The following is a 17958-nucleotide window of genomic DNA, read 5'->3' as shown; positions in this document are numbered from 1 at the left end:
GAATGATTAAAGATTTTAAAGCCGGCATCAAGGTGTGTCAGGCAGTTTTGGTAAGGGTACAGAAGGTAGGCAATTCCTCTAACGGCGGCGTTTTTGCCCGCGGCATGCTGGAGGATAACAGCGGACGCATTGCCTTTATCTGCTTTGACGCAGTGCTGGTAGACAAGCTGCGTGAGCTGGAGGGCCCTACTGCCTTTATGATGGGCGGTAACGTCGACATCAACAAATTCAATAACGATATGACGCTGCAGGTTGTCATTCAGCGTCTGGAAAATCTGCTGCCGCAGGATGATATCAGCAATCTGTTGCCGCATGGTGATTTTGATGTAGAGGCTTATAAAACCAAGCTTGCCAATTATATCAAGGCAGTGCGCACTCCCGGACTGCGTATGCTGCTGGAAACTATTTTCAGCGGTGCAACCTATGAGCGCTTTGTGACCAATCCTGCAGGCATGCGCATGCATCATGCTTATTTGGGCGGCCTGCTGCAGCATTCTGTGGATGTTACCGGTCTGGCAGTGGCCTTGGCCGAGCAGATTGAAGGCGTGGACAAGGATCTTGTTATTGCCGGCGCATTGCTGCACGACATCGGCAAAATCCGCGAAATTTCTGCGGAAATCGGCTTCCCTTATACCAGTGAAGGCCGTTTGCTCGGACACATTACCATGAGCTGCATGATGGTGCAGGAGGCAGCTGCTAAGCTGCGCTTGCCGTCCTCCCGTCTGGAGCAGCTGCAGCATATTCTGCTGTCGCATCACGGTGATAACGAAAAGGGTTCCCCTGTAGCCTGCTCTACACGTGAAGCCTTCGTTGTGCATTACGCCGACGAAATCAACGCCGTAATGAACCAGTTTGACGTGCATGACGGCAAGAGTGCCTGGGAGTTCAACCGTATGCTGGGACGTAATATTCTGGTAGACAAGCTGTGAACAGCAGAATAATCCGCGAGACCGTGCTGAACCTGCACGGGTTGAAGATAAAGCTTCGGTTTAAGCTGGTCAAAAATATTACGCTGCGCATAAAAGAAACCGGCGACATCTTTCTTACTGCTCCCGTAGGAATGAGCCTAAGCGAGGTGCAGCAGTTCTTAGAGAGCAGGGAGCAGTGGCTGCGCCAAAAGCTGCAGCAGGTACTGCAGGAAAAGTCGCAGCAAAAGCAGAAGCCGAAATACAGCATGGGTGAGCTTCCCTTTGACGGGCAGTATGTGTGGCTGTGGGGCAAGCGTTTGCCGGCGAACTTTTTGCTCAGCGGAAAAAAGCACGGTACCTATGAGGTGCAGGCTGACGTTGTCTGCTTTTATTACCGCAGCGAGCTGAGCGAGAAAGCCAGGTGCGCCTTTGTAGAATTTTTCTATAAGCAGGAGGTATCCGACAGAGGAGAACAGCTGCTGCAGGCATGGGAAAAGAAAATGGGCGTGCGTCATACCGGCCTCAAGGTGCATCGAATGAAAACGCGCTGGGGTTCCTGCAACGTGCGCACAGGCGGCATTAATCTGAATACGCTTCTGGCCTGCTGGCCCGAGAAATGTTTGGAATATATCGTGGTGCATGAGCTGGCGCATCTGCACGAGGCTAATCATTCACCGCGCTTCCATGCGATTGTCGAACGCTATTTGCCCGATTGGCGTGAGCGCAAAAAAATGCTGCTAGCCTTCAAGCCGCTTTAATAGCTGTCTTAAAACAAAAATTATAAGCATTTTCTGTGATAAATAATGCATTCGCGTTTACGTTTATGATAAAAGCAGTATATATATGTAAATCTTTTGTGAAAGCATACTAAGAAAGCAAGTATTTGTGCTATAATTATAGTAACATCTTGTAGGACTCTGCCGTTTGCTTTGATAAATAAATGGTATGAGTCAGCTTAAAGGCAGGAGTGATGATTATGGCAAAACAGAAAATATTAATTGCTGATGATGAAGCGCAGATTCGCGAAATCTTGCGCATATATTTTGAGAAGGAAGGCTTTGAGGTTATTGAAGCCGAAGACGGTGCTGCCGCAATTTTGAAGGTGCAGTCCGAAAAACCGGATATTCTGCTGCTGGATATTATGATGCCCGTTCTCGACGGTATTGAGGTTTGCAAGCAGGTACGTAAAATGTCGGACCTACCCATTATCATGGTTACGGCCAAGGATGATGATGATGACCGCATTGCCGGCTTGGAAATCGGCGCTGATGACTATATCACCAAGCCGTTCAATTCGCGTGAGGTAGTAGCCCGCGTGAAGGCTGTGTTGCGCCGTGCAGGCACGCAGGAGAAGAAGGGCGAGGTTTCGCGCATCACCTATCCCGGTCTGATTATTGATATGGATCAGTATCAGGTAACAGCATTCGGCAACAAAATGACCTTTACGACTAAGGAAATGGAGCTGCTGTGGTGCCTGGCATCGAATCCTGGCAAGGCTTTCAGCCGCAACCAGCTGCTGGAAACCATCTGGGGCTATTCCTATTACGGTGATACCCGTACTGTTGATACGCACATCAAACGCATCAGACAGAAATTGAACATTCCGCCTGATTCCAAATGGGATATTACAACTATCTGGGGTGTAGGCTATAAATTCGAGCTAAAGGACGAATAACCTATGAAAAAATCCCTAAGCACACGCCTGATGTATAGTTTTATGACTATCATAATTATCGTCGTTGTGGGGATTACAGCAGGCATATCCTACCTGATTGCCGACTACTTTTTCCAGATTAAGGAGCAGGAGTTGGCCGAAAAGGGAGATGAGATGGGGGAAACTGTGGAAGCCTTCATCCGCCTGCAGGACAGGGATATGCTTTATCGTTATATTTTAGCTGTAGATAAGCTGGTTGGCGCACGCATCTGGCTGTTTGATGATAATTACGAGCTTTTGGCGGCCTCTAATTACGAAAATGTACAAGAGACCGGAGAAAATGCTTCTATGAAGGATTTTCTTAAGTATGGTGCTCCTTCGCAACAGGTGTTGCAGGAAAGCGTCAGAAAACTGGATCAGGATATGAAGAGCAGTAATTTATCGTATCGCATTAAAGTGATACTGAATGATGTTTATGCCGGGAAGTCCTTCAAATCGCAGATTTATCATCCGTATTACAAGGAGCAGGTAATCCTGGTCGGCGTTCCTTATACCTTCGGTAAAGGACACACAGGCGCTATTTTGCTGATTGAGCCCTTGAGCGGTTTTGAAAAATTCTTGCGAAATGTTTATATTTATATTATGATTGTAGGTATCGTTGCCATTATTTTCAGTCTGTTCTTAGTCAAACGTCTGTCGGGTATGATTATCCGGCCGGTTCTGGATATGAAGGACAATGCGCAGGCGATGGCTGCGGGAGATTATTCCCACAGGCTGCAGGTGCATGGCGATGATGAAATTGCCGAGCTGGGAAATGCGCTCAATTCTTTAGGCAAGGATTTGGGTGATTACATTGCCAAGATGGAGCGGACGGAAAAAATTCGCCGTGATTTTGTGGCTAATGTATCGCATGAGCTGCGGACACCGATTACGATTATCCGTGGCTACAATGAGGCAATTTGTGACGGTATGGTAACGGATACTGATCTGATTCAGCGTTACCGTGGCCTGATAAATGAAGAAACAGTCCGTCTAGAGCGTATGGTACGCGAGCTGTTGGATATCAGCAGACTGGAGTCCAGCGATCCGCTGACTGTAAGCAACATGGATGAGCTGCCGCTGGCCGGTATCATCCGTAATGTCGCCGAAAAATTATCGGTGCGTTGCATGAAGCATAATATTACTATTAATGTTCATGCCGACGATAATATCAAAATTTTGGGCGACGGAGACCAAATGGTACAGTTAATTATGATTTTGTGCGATAATGCCTTGAAATATTCGCCGGAAAATGGTACTGTATCAATAGGTGCGAATAAGCTTGACGATGGCGGCGTGCTTGTAACGGTTTCCGACCAGGGCAAGGGTATTCCCGAAGAGGATATTCCCTTTATCTGGGAGCGCTTTTACAAGGTTGAAAAATCGCATTGCCGCAGTGTTCCGGGAACCGGTCTGGGGCTTGCCATTGCCAAAGAAATTATTCGTGTCCACGGCGCCAGTGCCGAGGTAATCAGCAAATGTGGTTCTGGTACCACATTTGAAATAAAATTTCCAAAGGATAAGGTAGTATGATTTTAAAGTATGTTTGCCCCGATTACAGAGTAAAAAGTTTATTTGACATTTCCGCAAAATGGCTGAAGCGCAATGGCTACACCAAAATTGTTGTTGATATTGACAATACCCTGCTGCCGCGCGACAAGAACCTGGTAGGACCTCGTGCTATGACCTGGATTCGTCAGCTGCATCAGATGGGTATCAATGTTGCATTGATTTCCAATAACGGCGGTGACCGCATTAAAGGTATCACCCGTCAGACCGGTCTTGGCACCATTATGCGTGCCGCTAAGCCTTTGCCGATGGCTTATAAGCAAATTACTAAAGCTATGGGCGGCGGTAAAATTCTTTTTGTCGGCGACCAACTGTTGACCGACGTTTTAGGCGCAAAGGTTGCCGGTCATCCTGTAGTTTTTGTTGAGTCCTTAGGCGGTAAGGAGCATTTCATTACCCGCTGCACCCGCAAGCTGGAGAAATTCTTCCTTGGTCGCCTGCACAGCAATAATATGATGCCTAAGGAGCGCGTATTATGAAAATAGCATTGCTGCAGCTTGAAGTTCTGGAAAAGAATAAAGAGGCTAATGTGGCCCATGGTCTGCAGCTGGCAGCGGAGGCTGCCAAAAAACATGATTTGCTGGTGCTGCCCGAGGTGTGGACAACAGGCTACAGCCTGGGACACCTGGAGCAGGAGGCCGAAACGCCGGCTTCGCCTGTGCTGGCACAGCTTGCGGAGATTGCACGCACCGAGCAGTGTGCTATTCTCGCGGGCTCGGTGCCTATGCGTCATGCCGATGGCAAGATTTACAATACCTCTGCGGCTATCAATAAAAACGGTGAAATCGTCAATCTTTATGATAAGGTGCATCTTTTTGGCCTTTTCCATGAAGAGGATTTCTTTGCTCCCGGCAATAATTTTCAAGCCTTTACGTTAGATGGTCTGTGCTGCGGCTCGACTATCTGTTACGATTTGCGTTTTCCTGAGCTTTTCCGTCATTTGGCTCTGCAGGGAGCACAGCTCATTTTCTGCCCGGCTGAATGGCCTGAAGCAAGGGGAGATATCTGGCGCTTGCTGGCGCAAGCCCGCGCTGCCGAAAACCACACCTTTGTGGTAGCGGTAAATTGTGCAGGCAGCTTTAAGGGTGCGCCGTTTTACGGTCATTCGATGGTTGTTGCGCCCAGCGGCAAGATTCTTGCCGAAGCAGGTATGCAGGAGGAAGTTGTTTCCTGTGAAATCGATTTGGCAGATGTTGCGAGAGTACGCAGCAGGCTTAATGCTTTAGCTGATGTACGCAAGGAGCTGATTCAATAGTGAATTACCGAAATTTGCTGGCCGGCCTGGCGGCCGGTCTGCTTTTCTATGTCCAAACGGGAGCGGAGCTTGCTCTGGCTGCCGTGCCTAAGGATGCGCCGAAGGATATTAAGTATATTCTTGGCTTTTACTATGGGAACGGCGAAAATATTCTTATCCGTGAGAATAACGGTCGTCTGGAGCTGTTGTACCGCACTGCATTGGGGGATAAGTCCTTTGCTGCGGCCAATCTTTATCCGCTCAGCAAGGTGCATTTTGATTCTTACACTTTGCAGGAATCCGGGCCGATGAGCAATACCGAAGCCGGTGTCCGTTTTGAGCGTGATCCTGACGGCTACGGTATTTCCTGCCGCGTCGGCGGTAATACTTACAGCCGGTACTTTTTAGGCACGACTACCGGCGAGAGGGCGAAGTCCTTCCGTCTGGCGGAGCGCAGTGCCGAGGATTGGGCTAAGCTGCGAGCGGAGGCTGCCAAGGCAGCCGTTCCTGCTGCTCTGGCAGCAGGTGAGCAGGCGCAGCTGGTGGATGCTGCAACTGTTGCCGGTGTGAAGGTTAATTCTGTCTACGCAGGCAGTGATAACCTTTTCGGTGCGCCGCTTTATACTACGTCTAAGCTTTTTGTTTCTAAAGAGGCTGCAGCTGCCTTAGGCAAGGTGCAAAAGCGTCTGGCACCTTACGGCTACGGCCTGGTGCTGTGGGATGCCTACCGCCCCTGGTCGGTGAGCAAGCTGGCTAATCTGGCTTTGTCTGACGATAAGAAGGACATGCTGGAGGACCCGGAAACTAAGGGCAGCACGCATAACACAGGTAATGCTGTGGATGTGGGTCTGTACAGCCTGGAAAGCGGTGAGGAATTGGATATGGGCTGCGGCTTTGATGAGCCGTCGCTGCGTCAGTACGCCAGCTATGCCGGCGGTACGTCACGCGAGCGCTATCTGCGCAGCTTGCTGCGCGAGGAGATGGAGCTGCAGGGATTCAATGGGATTGAGATGGAGTGGTGGCATTTCGAGTTTGGCGACTGCTTTAAGTTCGCTCACTTGAATGTAAGTAACCAGTAATAGCGTCGCAAGCGATATACCATTCCGCTCAGAGAAATTTTCCCGTCAATCGCTTGATAGGGAAGTTGTTCTTGAGTATTTTGCGGAAGCGATTTGACGGACGCAAATTTCGTGTGGAACCAAGACGGAATACCGCAAAACTCGCGCTAAGCTAACAGATTCTTCTGTATGAGTTAAGCGTAGCGCTCAAACAGTTGCGTCATTCCTTTGGTTCCGGACACTCATTTGCTAAAATTTATATTCGCTGCACGGCATACCGATTGCTTGTATTGGCGTGATATCTGCAAGCTTTAACAGTATAACCCGCGTATGTGTTTTGTTCTTTTTTCTATATTTGGTTTTCTTACGTTAGTGTAAAAATATATCATTAGTGAGGTGTTTAATTATGAACGTATATGATAACGCAAACGAATTGGCTAAGGCTATGCGCGAAAGCCATGAGTACAAAAAACTGAAGGAAGCAGCTGCTGTTCTGGAGAAGGATCCGGATGCTAAGAAAATGGTTAACGAGTATCTGATGGTTGCTCAGGAAGTTGAGTTTGCTAAGCATCAGGGTAAAACTCCCGACCAGGCTTCTGTTGATAAAATGCAGAAACTGCAGGGCATTTTGAATCTGAATGCAGATGCAGTTCAATATTTGAACGCTCTGATTCGTTTCCAGATGATGCTGATGGACGTTACCAATACTATTCAGGATGTTGTCAAAGAGGCAATGGGAGAGAAATAATGACGTTGCAGGAGATTTTCGCAGGCTGTACTGCCAAGCCTTTGCTGGCAGAGGAGCCGATGGCGAAGCATACATCCTTCCGTATCGGCGGTCCTGCCGATCTGATGGCTATGCCGCAGAGCGAGCAGGAGCTGCAGCAGTTACTGCAGCGTGCCGGCGAGGCAAAGGTGCCGGTTACGCTGATTGGCAACGGTTCTAATCTGTTGGTGCGCGATAAGGGCATCCGCGGCCTGGTTATCAAGCTGGGCAATATGCTGAATGATGTTGTTGCTGACGGCTGCACCCTGACCTTTGGCAGCGGTGTTTCGTTGGCTGCTGCTTCCCGTAAGGCGGCAGAGCTGGGCCTGAGCGGCATGGAATTTGCTGTAGGCATTCCCGGCAGCATCGGTGGTGCTGTTTATATGAATGCCGGTGCTTATGACGGTGAAATGGCTAAGGTTGTTACCGGTGTGCGCGTAATGGAGCTTGACGGCACAATCAGCGAGCTGGCGGCTGCAGCTCTTGATTTCTGTTATCGCCATACAGCACTGCAGGGCAGCGGTAAAATCGTTACTGCGGTAACTGTGCGCCTGACTGCAGGTGATAAGCAGGCTATTGCCGATAAAATGGCAGATTTCAGTAACCGCCGTATCACTAAGCAGCCGTTGGAGCTGCCCAGTGCAGGCAGTATGTTCAAGCGTCCTCCCGGATATTTTGCCGGTACGCTTATCGACCAGACCGGTCTTAAAGGTTATACTGTCGGCGGTGCGCAGGTTTCCGAAAAGCATGCAGGCTTTGTGGTGAACATCGGCGGAGCAACGGCAGCAGATGTGCTGCAGCTTATCTGCGATGTGCAGGATAAGGTTTTTGCAGCGCACGGTGTGCATCTTGAACCTGAGGTTCTGGTTCTCGGCGAAGAATAATTTGTGGGAGAGCGCCGATAAGGCGCCATCTGCGTCGTCAGGGCTCCTAGGAGTATAAGATTATACGCCGTCGTCGCCATTCCTCGTATCCGGCATCTTCTTAACAATCTCTGCTTATGAGAAGGGTTGAGCACACTAATAGTTTACAGGAGAAGAGAATTTTGGAGCAGCAACTTTTAACAGAACAGGAAATTCACGAGCTTGGCTTACAGGCTCTTGTTCCCTGGCTGGAAAGTCATAATTTTAAAATTGATTATATGCAGACTGATATGAATACTGTACCGCATATTTTTGCCCTGAGCGGCAAAATCCTGACGGTTATCGTCGCAGCAACGGCAATGTACCCGCACAAGGGTGTTGTCGGTGAAGCGGACAAGGCTTATACTATGCGTGTAGCAACACAGCTTGGTGCTCTTTGTGCTACCGCTTCTATCGGTCTGGTAAATGTAGATGGTCTGCCTGATGATAAAAAGCTCATGGGTACGCCTATGCGCAATGGTCATTATAAGGCAGATTTTAGTGGACTGGAATACATTCACTATACCGATAATGCACTGTGAGGTGACGTTATGGACTTGTTAACAGTTAATCAGGATAAATGCCTGCGTTGCGGCATTTGCGTAGAATGCTGTCCTTCCTGCATTCTTTCAATGGGTGAAAACGGACCGGAGTGCAATTTTGACCGTGGCTGCATGAGCTGCGGCCAGTGCGTTGCTATCTGTCCCGTAGGAGCCTTGGATAATAAATATACGCCGCTGGCGGAACAGCGTCCGGTGACGATGCCGCTGCCGACACCTGAGGTTGCTTATGAATTTTTGCGTATGCGCCGCAGTGTGCGCAACTTCAAGCCACAGGCACCGACGGATGAAGAAATTACCCGTATGCTGGATGTGGCACGCTATGCGCCGACTGCCGGCAATTCACAGGGCATGTACTATATCGTTATACGCGATAAGGAACAGATCCGTGCAATTGCCGACACTGTTGCCAACTGGATGGAGAACGAGGTTGCGGCAGGCACCGAAAATAAACGTTATTTTCAGGTGGTACTGCGCGCTTACCGTGAGCGTGGACAGGATATTATCGCCCGCAATGCGCCCTGTCTGGTTTTTGCGTTGGCACGCCGTCTGAATATTACCGGTGTGAGCAATGCAGAGCAGAGTTGGGCCTATGCAGAGCTGTTTGCCCCGACCATCGGTTTGGGAACAACTATCGCCGGCTTTATCCAATCCTGCGGTATTGCAGGCTATCAGCCGCTGCTGGATTTGATTGCCGTGCCGCCGAAACATAAAATTGTAGGTACGCTGATGGTTGGCTATCCTAAATATAAATATCAGCGGATGCCGGAAAGACAGCATCTGAAGGTTGATTTCCGTTAGTTTATTTAAGCATGAACTATTGCCGTGGTTCATGCTTTTTATTTAAAATTTTATCTGATAAGAAATTCTTGATTATATAGAGTGCGGACTGTGATTTATTGTCGCTGATGCTTCTATGTGGTATAATATAAAAGATTGGGTAAAAGTATATGGCACTTAAATTTATTTGAATTTTATGATGAAGTATGAGCATGAGGTGTAATAATGTCAGAAGCAGTTTTGAGTGTTAATCATTTATCTATAGGCTACGGCAGCCGCTGTGTTATCAGCGATGCAAGCTTCACTATCGGCAAGGGCGAGCTTGTAGGTATTATCGGCTGCAACGGTGCCGGCAAGAGTACGCTTTTGAAAACAATCCGCGGCATGTTGCCGAAGCAGAGCGGTGAGGTTTTGTTTTTTGATAAGCCGATGGAGGAATATACCGACAGAGATTTGGCGCGTGAGGTAGCCTATCTGCAGCAGCAGGTAGAGGTTGGCTTTGGTTATACAGGCCAGGATATTGTTATGGCAGGCCGTTATCCCTATCTTAAATGGTGGGAGCGCGAAAGCGAGGACGATAAGCGTCTGGCGCTGGACTGCATGGAATATACCGGTACGCGGGAGCTGGCAGATAAGCCGGTGACAGAGGTTTCCGGCGGTCAGAAGCAGCGTATCCTGTTGGCAAAGGTTTTGGCGCAGCAGACACCGGTGCTCTTTCTCGATGAGCCTACTACCGGTCTGGACATGGTTTATCAGGAGGAGATTTTCCGTTTTGCGCGTGAGCTGGCGCTGATGGGCAAGACGGTGCTGATGGTTGTGCATGAGCTTAATCTGGCAGCCAAATACTGCGGCCGTATTCTGCTTTTAGGCGAGGGCAAGCTGCTGGCAGACGATACTCCGGAGCGTGTTTTTACAGAGCCTTTGCTCAGCAGAGCATATGCGGCTGATATTGCCGTAAGCCGTAATCCGCTGAATAATAACCTGGAGATTACAACTCGTGTAGATGAGGCAAGCAAAAAGAAGGAAACAGCATTATTGAAAAAGATTTGCTGTGAATAGGTGAAGTATGAGAATCTTATATATCCTGCTGGCGCTGCTGTGCCTCACGCAGCAGGTCTTTGCAGGCGTAAAGCTGGAGGCAGTGTATCCCTACAATCTGGATAAGAGTGCCGCACATGTAGTGCATGGCGGCAGCACAATGCCTTTGTTTATCAATATTACCGGCTTTGATGTACCGCATGAGCAGCCGGCGCATTTGCGTGTTATTTTGCCGGAAGGCTTTAAGGCGCTTGCCAATGACAAATGGCGCTTGGGAAGCGCTGACGGCCGCCAGACGGCGGAGGCAGATTGGGTGCTGCCGGCAGATTTCGGACAGAGCTTTGATCTGCTTTACATTCAGCCGCAGACATACCTTGCACGCGGACAGAAGCAACTGCTGGTTGAGGTCAGCGGCGATGGCTGGCACGAACGCAGGGAGCTGAGCTTCAGCTATGAGCCGGCGGCAGCAGCTGTTGCTATTGCGTCGCAGCCGGGGAAGAAAATCGACAGAAGTAAATTCAACTGGTATATTCAGAGCGTTACTCTGCCGGTAGATAATTTGGGTAATAAGGATGACCACGCGGCAGAAGGCGTGGTTTTTATCCGCGATACTACGCTCGAAGGCTTTCGCAACCGCATGACGGGCGATGGTGCGACGAACTGGTCGGCAGTGTTTAACCATCCTGCAACTTTTCTGGTGCTGGATATGCGTAACCCGCAGCGCGATGTGCGCCTGTTGAAATTTAAGGCGGAGCTGATTGATAAGAAGACTGGCAAGGTTATGCCCGGTCTTTGTACCGCCGGCAAAAACAATGAGGATTCCGAGCATGGCTGGGCAGGTGACACAGGCAGCGTCAACGAAACTACGGCGCTGATTTCGCTGGACGGCAAGAAAACTCAGGCCTTTATCATTCCGTTATATGTAGATTATTTTACAGTGTTGGAGGGCGATTACAGCCTGCGTGTTACTGTAAGCGGTAACGGGCAGGAAAAGGTGCAGGAGGTACCGCTGACAATCGCCAAGAAGCATAATCTGGGCCTTTTGGCAGTAGGCTTTTCCTTTATCTGCCTGCTGGCTGTGCTGGCCTTTAGCTATAAGCTGAAGGGCTGTATTTACCGTATCGGTGCGCGCGGTGCTATTACGGTGGCACTCTTTGCGGCGCTGGCCTTTGGCGGTATCACACTGCCGACGACACTTATCGGTGATTTGCTGCATGTATTCTTAGGGCCTTTCTCCGGCTTGGTGACAGGCATTCTGAGCGGTATGCTGCTGTATTTGCTGGTGGTGGCGCTGCTAGTGCTCTTCCGTGCACCGGGCGTACTGACGCTGATGTATTTTGTCAAATATATGCTTTCCGGTCTGATGTTCGGACATTTTACGCCGTTAGGACTTTTGAGCATGTGTGTCAACGTAGCGATTTTGGAAACGCTGTTGTATCTTTCCGGCTTCTACCGCAGGCAGGAGCTGGGCAAGGGCTATATGCTGTTCATCTGCCTGCTGATGGGCGTGGGCGATGCGCTTGTCACCTTCGTCAACATGGAGCAGATGATGTTCTTCTACCGTCTGTATTATGCAGACTGGTATCTGGCGCTGTATATGCTGGTCAACGGCCTTGTGTACAGCAGCATCGGCGCCTGGCTGGGTGCTAAGACGGGCAGCAAGCTGCAGCAGGTTATGGGGGAATAGAGATGCTGAAAATAGACAATTTATCTTATCGCTATCCCTCTAGGAAGCAGTTTACCTTAAAAAATATCAACCTGACGCTGGCGGACGGTGAAATGCTACTTTTGGCAGGTCGCAGCGGCTGTGGCAAGTCGACGTTGATTAAGGCTGTCAGCGGCTTGTTGGGCAGCGAGGAGCGCGGTGAGCTGCAGGGAGCAATTTACCTGCAGGGCGAGGATATCAGCAAATGGCCACCGGAAAAAACAGGCCAGCTGGTGGGCACTGTCTATCAGTCACCGGACGACCAGCTTTTTGCGATGACGGTGGCGGATGAGGTTGGCTTTGCACTGGAGAACCAGGGCGAGGAGCCGGAGATTATCGCGCGCAAGGTGAGCGAAACTTTGCAGTTGGTAGGCTTGGGAGGCTTTGAGGATTACAGCATCCACAAGCTGAGCGGTGGCCAGAGGCAACGTCTAGCGTTAGCTTCGATTCTTGTTACCAGGCCGGGACTTTTGATTTTAGACGAGCCTGTGAGCCAGATGAATCCGCAGGGCGTGCAGAGCTTTATGCAGCTTTTGGTGCGCCTCAACCGCGAGGCAGGCATTGCTATTTTGATGATTGAGCATCGTGTAAACGAGCTTTGCAAATATTTTTCGCGTCTGGCAGTAATGCAGGACGGACGTATTGTTTATGACGGTCTTGTTAAAGATGCCTGGCAGGCGATGACAGGGCGCACGGATTTAGGCTTGCGTGAACCGCAGACGGTGAAGCTGTGCCGCGCACTGCAGCTGTCGGAGCTGACGACAGACCAGGAAAAAATAGTGCAGATGCTGCGCAGCGAATGCGAGCCTGCAGCAGCTGCTGAGCAGGCCAAGCCTGCAGGGCAACAGCAGCCTCTTATGGAAGCTTGCGATTTGTATTACACCTATCCCGGCGGCAAGGAGCCAACGCTGAAGAATTTGCAGTTTACGCTTTATCAGGGGCAGATTACAGCGATTATGGGCTTCAACGGCGCTGGCAAAAGCACGCTGATGAACCTTTTGGGCGGCCTGACACAGACGCAGCAGGGAAGCATGCTGCTGGAGGGAAAACCGGTCGACAAGCAGCTGGGCAAAATCGGCTATCTGCGGCAGGAGCCTGATCTGATGCTGCTCGCAGATACGGTGCGCGAGGAATTGTGTTGGAAGAATCACACGATTACGCAGCAGGAGCTGCAGCAGCTCTTAGAGCATATGAATTTAGCGGAATATGCCGATGATTTTCCGCTGGCGCTGAGCAAAGGGCAACGTTTGCGCGTTGTTTTGGGTGCTATGCTGGCGAAGAAGCCGGCGCTGCTGCTTTTGGACGAGCCTACGACAGGACAGGACGAACAGAGTCTGGCGGAAATCCGCCGTCTGCTTTTGGCTTATAAGGAGCAGGGGGGCAGTATCTTCATCTGTACGCATGATATGGAGCTGGCGGCACAGGTGGCCGACCGCGTAATTGTTTTGTGTGCGGGGCAGATTATTGCCGACGGCACGACAGAAGAGGTTTTGAGCAATAAGGAGCTGGTGGAGGCCGGCGGTCTTACACCGTCAGCGCTCTTGCCGGTGTGCGAGCAGGCGGGGCTTCCTCCCTGCATCACGGTAGAGGGGGTGAAGCGCTATGTCCGTAAGACAGCTATGGGAAGGCACTGATGCAGCAGGATGGGCGCAGAAGCTCAATGGGCGTACTAAGCTGCTGTTCCTCTTTCTCTTTGCTATTCTGATGATTACCGTGGATAATCCGCGGACACTCTTTATTTTATTTACGTTTACCTTATTATTGCATCTGGCAGCGAAAACCTCCATTTACAAATGGAAGGTAATGGCAATTTTGCTGCTCTTAGGTCTGTGGGGCTCCATGTTCAGCCAGGCCCTGTTCTTTGCGCAGACGCCGCGTACACCGCTGTTGGTGCTGATTGCTCCGGAGGCAGGCTTTATCGGCCAGCTGACGGGCGGACTTTTCATCTACCGCGAAGGCATTCTGTACGGTGCGGTGCAGGGATTGCGCAGCGCCAGCATGTTGGCTTTGGGGCTTTTGGTTTGCTGGACGAGTGACCCGCGACAGCTGCTGCAGGCATTGCTGGGCTGGAGGCTGCCGCCGCAGATGGCGTTCATGCTGGTGACGGCGATTCGTTTTTTGCCGGTGCTGGCGGCAGAAACAGGCGAGGTTATTACAGCGCTGCAGCTGCGCAGTGACAGCCAGAGGGGACGCACTGCTGTGCTGCGGCATTTGCCGTATATCGCCAAGCCGTTGTTGGCGCGCTGCCTGAGGCGTGCGCAGACGCTGGCGCTTTCGGTTGTGAGCCGTGGCTTTTTCGCAGGCGGCGCCGGAAGGCGACGCCAACAGTGGGACGCACGCGAAAAGGCAAGCTGCCTGCTGCTGTTTGCAGTAGTGGTGGCAGTTGTTGGCAGTAAAATAATTTACCTGCTGTCGGAGCAGGGCTTCTACTTTGGCGTTTTCCGCCAAATCTATGATTGGACGGTGCTGTATCTATGAATAAGCTTAAAGGCTGGCTGGCGCTTGTGCTACTGCTGCTTTCCTGGTGCGCACTGTACTGGATTACTGGCAGCAGAACGCCATGGAACCAGTTTCATGTTAACAATGACGGCTCCGGTGTGAGCGTTTATCTGGGTGATATCCCAACACAGAATTATGACCGCATGGGCTTTACTAAGGCGGTAGTGCGTTATGCTGCCGACGAACAAGGCTGGATTGTCGGTACGGAGCGTGGCGAGCTCTTCCTCTTTGACAATGAAGGACGTCAGAAATGGAAACGTTCCCTTGGCATAGGCAAGCTGATTGCTCTGTGCCTTACGTCTGACGGCAAACTGGCGATAGTAGGCGAGCAGAGCGCTGAAGGCAGGCTGTATGCTGTTGATGTTCATACGGGTGATATCCGTTGGCAGTATAAGAGTGCTGACTTCGTCGGCTCCGATGCTTCGCAGCGTTCCTATCCGTCGGTGGTGCATATTGCAGTCGACAATGAAAATAATGTCTATGCCAACGCTTACCGCTTTTTGATGCGCAAGGACGGCAGCAGAGGCTACAATGCAAAAATGCTGGCTGTAAATGAGGAGGGTAAGTTGCTGTGGCAGTTCCCCAAGAATGAGGTTATCGACAGCTGGATAAACTGGTGCGATGTCAACGATAATAACGGCAGAGCAGTGTTTTCTACTTCTGCCTACGATTACCGCGAGGATATGAAGTATAAGGATACGATGTATTTCCTCGATAAAAGAACCGGCGAGCTGCTTAATTCAACGCATGTGCCGCCGATTCCACCGTTTGATAACACAGTTATGCGCGGCAGTCCCAACTTCAGTGCGGACGGCAAATATCTGGCAGCAGGAGCCAGTGACGGACGCGGAATTTTCTTTGACGAAACCGGCAAAATCATTTGGACAAGGTCTGTATCTAAGCCGCAGCAGGTGGATGGTGCATATGTAAATGCCAGCGGCCGCGACGGTTTCGTAACACCCTACGGCGTACTCTTTACCACGATTAACACCTTTAACCGTGAAAATTGGCAGCTGCCGACGCCGGTAGAACACCCGAGCAATAACAGTATTTTTGTATTCAATACAGACGGTACCTTCCGCTATCAGTATATGGCAGACGGTACGATGGAGGAAATTGCTTTCGCCGGCAGGCTGGCGGCCTGCGCGGTGGGGCGCAACGTGCGCACGCACAATTACAAGGCGCACGGAGCACTGGTGCTGGACCTGAAAACAGGCAAAAAGTACAGCTATTTCCCAACCGAAGGACCTTGTCAGGCGATTGGTATTTCACCTGACGGACAGTGGCTGGCAGGTGTGGAGGCGCCGGCACTGACTCCGGATGGCAAAATTATCGGTGCTTACCGTTTACATATCTGGAAAAATAACGCAGGAGGAGCAAAGTAAATGTTAGAAAAAATAATTCATTATTATAAGCCCTATAAGCTGATTTTGCTTCTGGTGCTGATAGGCTCATGCTTCTCGGCCTTGATGGAGCTGGTCTTTCCTTATATTGTAAGACAGATGCTCAACGTCGAAATTCCACAGAAGAATCTTGACGAGCTTTTTTACTGGGCAGGCATACTGGTAGTATTGTATCTTATCAACTTTGGACTGCTTTTCGCAATTAACTATTATGGACGTGTGATGAGCTCCGGCATTGAAAACGACATGCGTCGCGATTTGTTCGGACATATGGAAAAAATGTCCTTCCGCTTTTTTGATAATGCCCGTACAGGACAGCTGCTGTCGCGTATTACGAGCGATATCGTGGAAATCAGTGAGCTGACATTTAAAGGTCCGAATGACCTTCTCATCTGCACCATCAGTATGCTGGGTACGATTTTCATGATGCTTTACCTGAACCCCTTCCTTGGTTCTATTATCAGCGTGCTACTGCTTTTCAAGGCAGTGCATTCTGTTTATGTTAACAGGAAGATGAAGCGTGCCTTCCGCCGCAGCCGTGAAAAGTCCGGTGAGGTTTCGGCGCAGGCAGAGGAGGCACTGAGCGGTATCCGTCTGGTGAAGGCCTTTGCCAACGAGCCGTTGGAGCTGGAACGCTTTATGCGCAAGAGCAACGAGCTTATGCGCGTGCGTAATGAATCCTTTGGCATCTTGTCATACTTTAACGGCACTATTACCTTCTTTACCAATATTACTAACCTTGTTGTATTAGTCTGCGGTGGTGTGATGGTTGCTGATGGCCAGCTGCCGCTGAGCGATTTTGTTGCCTTCTTCCTATATGTCAACATCTTTATGAAGCCTGTTTTCCGTCTGCTGATGTTTACGGAAATGTACCAGCGCGGTATGGCCGGTTACAATCGCTTCAATGAGATGATGCAGCATGAGGTGGAGATTGACGATGCGCCTGATGCGATTGCTGCAGGTGAGATTAAGGGCCGCATTACCTTTGAGAATGTAACCTTTGGCTATCTGCAGGATAAGCCGGTGCTGAAGCATTTTGATCTTGATATTGCTCCCGGTGAAAAGGTGGCCTTTGTGGGTGCTACGGGTGCAGGCAAAACGACACTGGCAAGCCTGCTGCTGCGCTTTTACGAGCCGACGCAGGGCAGAGTGCTGCTTGACGGCGTAGATATCAGAAAGTATAAACAGAGCTACTTGCGCAATCATGTAGGTTTGGTGCAGCAGGATGTTTTCCTCTTCAGCGATTCTGTTAACTTTAATATTGCATATGGCAAGATTAAGGCAAGCGAGCAGGAGATTGAGCAGGCTGCCAAGCTGGCGGCTGCTGATGACTTTATCAGCGCGCTGCCTGAGGGCTATGAAACTAAGGTCGGTGAGCGCGGCGTGAAGCTGAGCGGCGGGCAAAAGCAGCGTATTGCTATTGCCCGTGCCTTCCTGAAAAATCCGCCGGTAATGGTTTTTGACGAAGCGACGAGTGCGCTTGATACCAAAACGGAAAAGCAGATTCAGAAGTCCCTGGATAAGCTGGCTGAAAGCCGCACTACGCTGATTATCGCACATCGTCTGTCTACGATTATCAACGCTGACAGAATTGTGGTGCTGCATAACGGTGAAATTGCGGAAATCGGCACACACAAAGAACTAATGGCCCTTGGCGGCATTTATAAGCGCCTTTATGAGCTGGATGAACAGGATTAAGCTTAAAAATTAAATTTAAGCAGACGGAGCAGTTAGATTGCCTTTCGGGCAGATAATTGCTCCGTTTTTTATGCTATGTATACACTTGCGGAGCTTTGCGCTTATTGACATTCACAGGCAAAAATTATATAATTTTTTTATATGC

General features: G+C 50.1%; 17 protein-coding genes. All 17 read left to right on the top strand.

Annotation, left to right across the window (positions count from 1 at the left end; translation table 11 throughout):
* Nucleotides 1-2: 2 nt before the first annotated feature.
* Complete coding sequence (locus tag M5E81_RS06705) at nucleotides 3-929, top strand: 3'-5' exoribonuclease YhaM family protein (protein WP_009144703.1); 927 nt, start codon at nucleotides 3-5, stop codon at nucleotides 927-929.
* Nucleotides 926-1666 (top strand): M48 family metallopeptidase, encoded by a 741-nt coding sequence (locus tag M5E81_RS06700; protein ID WP_249747091.1) that lies wholly within the window; start codon nucleotides 926-928, stop codon nucleotides 1664-1666. The genes M5E81_RS06705 and M5E81_RS06700 overlap by 4 nt, the downstream gene beginning before the upstream one ends.
* 212 nt (nucleotides 1667-1878) lie before the next feature.
* Nucleotides 1879-2583, top strand: coding sequence for a response regulator transcription factor (locus tag M5E81_RS06695; RefSeq protein WP_009144701.1), 705 nt, complete (start codon nucleotides 1879-1881; stop codon nucleotides 2581-2583).
* Nucleotides 2584-2586: 3 nt separating this feature from the next.
* The gene (locus tag M5E81_RS06690) at nucleotides 2587-4134 is read left to right on the top strand and encodes a sensor histidine kinase (RefSeq protein ID WP_009144700.1); all 1548 of its coding nucleotides are present in this window, start codon (nucleotides 2587-2589) and stop codon (nucleotides 4132-4134) included.
* On the top strand, nucleotides 4131-4649 hold the full coding sequence (locus M5E81_RS06685) for a YqeG family HAD IIIA-type phosphatase (protein WP_210684250.1): 519 nt from the start codon (nucleotides 4131-4133) through the stop codon (nucleotides 4647-4649). The genes M5E81_RS06690 and M5E81_RS06685 overlap by 4 nt, the downstream gene beginning before the upstream one ends.
* Nucleotides 4646-5425 carry a carbon-nitrogen family hydrolase gene (locus M5E81_RS06680; protein ID WP_249747090.1) on the top strand — a complete coding sequence of 260 codons (780 nt, stop codon included), beginning with the start codon at nucleotides 4646-4648 and terminating at the stop codon, nucleotides 5423-5425. Before M5E81_RS06685 ends, M5E81_RS06680 begins: the two co-directional genes overlap by 4 nt.
* The gene (locus M5E81_RS06675; RefSeq protein ID WP_249747089.1) at nucleotides 5425-6483 is read left to right on the top strand and encodes a M15 family metallopeptidase; all 1059 of its coding nucleotides are present in this window, start codon (nucleotides 5425-5427) and stop codon (nucleotides 6481-6483) included. Before M5E81_RS06680 ends, M5E81_RS06675 begins: the two co-directional genes overlap by 1 nt.
* Nucleotides 6484-6868: 385 nt before the next feature.
* Entirely contained in the window at nucleotides 6869-7210 is a 342-nt protein-coding gene (locus M5E81_RS06670) for a YlbF/YmcA family competence regulator (RefSeq protein ID WP_009144696.1), read from the top strand.
* Complete coding sequence (gene murB / locus M5E81_RS06665; RefSeq protein WP_249747088.1) at nucleotides 7210-8112, top strand: UDP-N-acetylmuramate dehydrogenase; 903 nt, start codon at nucleotides 7210-7212, stop codon at nucleotides 8110-8112. Before M5E81_RS06670 ends, murB begins: the two co-directional genes overlap by 1 nt.
* 161 nt (nucleotides 8113-8273) lie before the next feature.
* On the top strand, nucleotides 8274-8672 hold the full coding sequence (locus M5E81_RS06660) for a hypothetical protein (protein ID WP_040564644.1): 399 nt from the start codon (nucleotides 8274-8276) through the stop codon (nucleotides 8670-8672).
* Between the two features lie 9 nt (nucleotides 8673-8681).
* Complete coding sequence (locus M5E81_RS06655; protein ID WP_040564642.1) at nucleotides 8682-9491, top strand: nitroreductase family protein; 810 nt, start codon at nucleotides 8682-8684, stop codon at nucleotides 9489-9491.
* Between the two features lie 204 nt (nucleotides 9492-9695).
* Entirely contained in the window at nucleotides 9696-10529 is an 834-nt protein-coding gene (locus tag M5E81_RS06650) for an ABC transporter ATP-binding protein (protein ID WP_009144692.1), read from the top strand.
* 7 nt (nucleotides 10530-10536) lie between these two features.
* On the top strand, nucleotides 10537-12195 hold the full coding sequence (locus M5E81_RS06645; RefSeq protein ID WP_249747087.1) for an MptD family putative ECF transporter S component: 1659 nt from the start codon (nucleotides 10537-10539) through the stop codon (nucleotides 12193-12195).
* A gap of 2 nt (nucleotides 12196-12197) precedes the next feature.
* Nucleotides 12198-13847 carry an ABC transporter ATP-binding protein gene (locus M5E81_RS06640; RefSeq protein ID WP_009144690.1) on the top strand — a complete coding sequence of 550 codons (1650 nt, stop codon included), beginning with the start codon at nucleotides 12198-12200 and terminating at the stop codon, nucleotides 13845-13847.
* Nucleotides 13816-14691 (top strand): energy-coupling factor transporter transmembrane component T family protein, encoded by an 876-nt coding sequence (locus M5E81_RS06635; protein WP_249747086.1) that lies wholly within the window; start codon nucleotides 13816-13818, stop codon nucleotides 14689-14691. The genes M5E81_RS06640 and M5E81_RS06635 overlap by 32 nt, the downstream gene beginning before the upstream one ends.
* On the top strand, nucleotides 14688-16097 hold the full coding sequence (locus M5E81_RS06630; RefSeq protein ID WP_249747085.1) for an outer membrane protein assembly factor BamB family protein: 1410 nt from the start codon (nucleotides 14688-14690) through the stop codon (nucleotides 16095-16097). Before M5E81_RS06635 ends, M5E81_RS06630 begins: the two co-directional genes overlap by 4 nt.
* Nucleotides 16098-17813 (top strand): ABC transporter ATP-binding protein, encoded by a 1716-nt coding sequence (locus tag M5E81_RS06625; protein WP_249747084.1) that lies wholly within the window; start codon nucleotides 16098-16100, stop codon nucleotides 17811-17813.
* Nucleotides 17814-17958: the final 145 nt, after the last annotated feature.

The organism is Phascolarctobacterium succinatutens (assembly GCF_023497905.1).
Taxonomy (GTDB): domain Bacteria; phylum Bacillota; class Negativicutes; order Acidaminococcales; family Acidaminococcaceae; genus Phascolarctobacterium_A; species Phascolarctobacterium_A succinatutens.
Note: the sequence above shows the minus strand (reverse complement) of the source record. Positions and strands in the feature narration are given on the sequence as shown.